This is a genomic window from Kitasatospora sp. NPDC059648, assembly GCF_042734825.1.
Lineage (GTDB): Bacteria > Actinomycetota > Actinomycetes > Streptomycetales > Streptomycetaceae > Kitasatospora.
In genome coordinates this window covers 1-3528 of the sequence record NZ_JBHWDU010000200.1, presented here as the reverse complement: position 1 = coordinate 3528, position 3528 = coordinate 1, and the positions used below count along the sequence as shown (strand labels likewise).

General features: G+C 71.5%; 2 protein-coding genes. Both read right to left on the bottom strand.

Annotated elements, in window-relative coordinates; all coding sequences use genetic code 11:
• Positions 1–116: 116 nt before the first annotated feature.
• Positions 117–2561 (bottom strand): flippase-like domain-containing protein, encoded by a 2445-nt coding sequence (locus ACFV1W_RS40355; RefSeq protein WP_380422532.1) that lies wholly within the window; start codon positions 2559–2561, stop codon positions 117–119.
• A 459-nt stretch (positions 2562–3020) separates the two neighbouring features.
• Positions 3021–3467, bottom strand: coding sequence for a hypothetical protein (locus ACFV1W_RS40350; protein WP_380422530.1), 447 nt, complete (start codon positions 3465–3467; stop codon positions 3021–3023).
• Positions 3468–3528 lie beyond the last annotated feature (61 nt).

Sequence of the window (3528 nt, the reverse complement as noted above, 5' to 3'; positions counted from 1 at the left end):
CGAGCGACGCGCCGATCTCCACCAGGGACTACTCGATCTCGCCTGCAGCATCATCTGCCTCCGGCGCCTTCGAAAGTCATTCTGAAACGATCTTTTAGCCGGCGACGGCAGCGGCGTCAGACGTAGTCCTTGCGCCGTACCGCGCGCAGGGCCAGGGCGCCCAGCGGGACGGTCAGCCAGAAGGTGAGGAGCCTGTACACGAGCACGGCGGAGGTGGCTGCGCCGGCCGTGACGCCGAGCATGGTCAGACCGGCGATGAGGCCGGCTTCAAGGGCGCCCAGTCCGCCGGGGACAGGAGCCGCGTTGGCGACGAGGCGTGCTGCCATGTAGACGGCGCCGGCCTGGACGAAGGGGAGATCGCCGCCGAACGCGTGCACGCTCAGCGCGAGTCCGACGACCTGGATGAGGGGCAGACCGAGTGCGCCGGTGACGAGGAGAGCCAGTTTGGCGGGGTCGGAGGCGACCCCGGTCACGGTTGAGGCCGCCGCGCGCAGGAACGGCCACACTTTCTCGTGCAGGAAGCGCCGGCCGGCTGGGGTGATACCGAGCAGACCGCAGGCCGCGAGGGTCAGGGCGATGGCCGGCAGCACATACCGGCTTGCAGACAGGTGCAGGTGCGCTCCGGTGTGGTGCCGTCCGGCCCAGGCGAAGAACCAGGCGGCGAGCGCGGCGTTGGAGACGGCGTTGGCGAGGCTCTGCAGGCCGACAGAGGCCGTGGCGGCCCCCGTCTCGATCCCCGTCTTCTGCAGGTAGCGCAGGTTGAGAGCCATGCCGCCGACGTTGTTCGGGGTGATGCGGTTTAGGAACGAACTGGCGAACTGCACCTCATACGTGGGGCCGAAGGGCAACTTGGCCGGAATGGTGCCCATTTGCAGGTAGCTGGAGAACACCTGGGAGATGAAGGTGACGGGTAGTACGGCGAGCACCCACCACCAGTCGGCCTGGCGCAATGCGGCCACCACCGCCGGGGCGCTGGCGAGCTGCGGCAGCAGCAGGTGAAGGACAAGGAACGCGCCGACGAGGCCGAGGATGCTCTTCCAGGTGAAGCGCGCGAGGTGCGCGAGGGGAGTCGGCTCGGCGCCGGTCGCCTCCACGACTTCGGCAGAGAGGTCACGCAGCAGGCTCGGGCGGCCGCCGGGGCGCACCGCGCGCCGCTTGGCACCCGCTCCCGCCGCCCGCGCGCGGGCCTGGTCGTACCGGGCGACCTCGCGCTGGGCGGGGCCGAGCAGTGCGAGCGGCTGCAGGTAGGGCAGGGCGGTCGCCAGCAGCCGCGGGCCGAGTCCGACCAGCGCACACCGGGTGGCGCGCGGCGCCCCGACGCGTGTCGCGGTGGTGGCCAGCAGTTCGGCGATGTCGCTGCCGAGCGCGTCGGGTGTGGCGCCCAGCCGGGCGCGCGCGAACGCGATGAGCCGGGACGCACCGTCCGGCTCGACGAGGATGTGTTCGGGGCGCAGCGCCCGGTGCGCCAGCCGGTGCTTCTGGAGGCGGGCCACGGACGTCCATACCCCAGCGAGCATCTGGTCGGTCATCTCCTCGACCGGGACCGCGGACAGCGGACGCCCAGCGTGCTCGATCGTCGCCAGGAGTGCGCCGCCCCTGACCACCGGGTACGCGATCACCGGCTCGGCCGCCCGGGCGCCGGTACGGCCTGCGAACACGAGCATGAGGAGTTCATGCTCGACCGCGGGGAGTGGGGTGTGCGCGCCGGTGTCGTCGGAGTGGCGCAGCAGCGCGAGCCGGGCCAGCCGGTGGAAGAGATCGCGGTTGCGGTCCTCGGGGCCGAGCACCTGTACCGCGAGCCGCGCGCCGGCGGTGGTCTCGGCGCCGTAGCCGACCCCTTCCCCCGGGCGTCGACCAGGTGACGGTGTGGCCCGCAGGGCGGCGAGCGGGATCCCGCACGCGACGAGTGCGTCGGCGACCGCCTGCGGGGCCGGCCGGTCCGCCGGGCCTCCGGCCAGCAGCAGCACGGCAGATCCGGCCACACCTCCCGCGGCGAGCGCGGCGACTGCCTCCAGCGGCATGATCGCGGCGGCCGCGACGCTCAGCCCGGCGCACACGACGGTCAGCGTCCACCACGTCCGCCGCAGACGCGCCTCCAGCCAAGGGCCTGCCGCGATGACCGCCGCCGCGCAGGCGGCCAGGTACGCTGCCGACGGCCAGCCGGCATGCAGCAGCGAGCCTCGCCCCACCAGCACCTGCGGCCACAGGTCCGGTCTGCTGCGCGCCAGGGCCAGGTGGGTAATGGACCATGAAAGCAGCGCGCCCAGCGCCGCTGCCGGCACGATCCTCAGGATCGCGTCCCCCCGCCGCCGGAGGATCAACACGCCGAGGGCCACCACCGGCGCGACGATGGCGACCACCTGCACCGCTCCGACGACACCGTCGCGCAATCCCGGCGGCAGCGCGGTCGCCGCGTCGAGCAGCCCCTGCTGCATCCTACGGGTGGACGCGAACGCCGCGACGGCCGACAGCACCGTCACCACCAGCACGGCGCCGGAGACGAGCAGCCGCAGCAGATCGGCCGCCCGGCGCACGTGGCGTGGCGGCGGAACGTCGATCACCGGTGCCGCGACCGGAGCACCTCCGGCGGCGACAGAGAGCGGAATGATGCCAGGGCGTTCACTCACAGCCGGTCGCCCAGGCGGATCCGGCCTTGGTCATGTCGGCTCCTCGTCGGCGGGCTCAGGCCCGGGGCGGTGCTCTGGCGGGCACCGCCGCTTCATCCGACCAACTGATGCGGGCAGACGGGTCCGCTCTTCCGTCATGCGAGCGCGTCCCGGACCAGTACGCTCACCCAGGGCTGACAGAGAGGGGGTACGGCATGTCGCAGGGATCCGGCCTTCCAGCCAGGTCCCCTGGACTTCACGGCTCAGAATGCGCTGCTCGCCCAACTCGGACATCAGCCGCGGCCAGCAAACTGGCCGCAGGTCACCGCAGTGATACCAGCAGATCCGGCCCTGTTGCACCTGGGGCAAGGGCACGGCGGCCGCTGGCTGGCTGGCTGGCTGGCCGGCCGGCCATCAAACTTTCGAGCTCTTCTCGTCGGCTTCCAGTCGGGCAAGTCGAGCATCGAGGACTGCGTACTCGGCTTCTTCGACGGCAGCCAGCGCGAATTCGATCGCGGCGTTCGCATCCGCCTCGGCCCGGTCGGCCGCGCGGGCTGCGCGGGCCGCATCGTGCTCCTGCTTGCGGGCCTGGATGTCGTTGCTCACCTTGGCCGTGTGCTCACGCCAGTTCTGCTGCATCTCGGCCCACCACTGCGACATCTTCGCTTCGGTACCGCGCGCTGATTCTTGCAGCTTGGCGGCTTGGGCTTGGGCGTCTTTGCGGGCTCGTTCAACGTCAGCTCGCAATTGCTCACGGCTTTGGGCTGCGGCCTGGGATGCGTGATCTTCAGCGGCCTTGGCCCGCTCGGCGAGGGTAGTGAGGGTGTCTGTCGGCGACGGCTGAAAACGGGCCGGTTCCAACGGTTCAGTTGAGGGCCAGTCGTGGTCTCGCTGTCAGTCGTTGTCGTCGGTGGGGACGCGT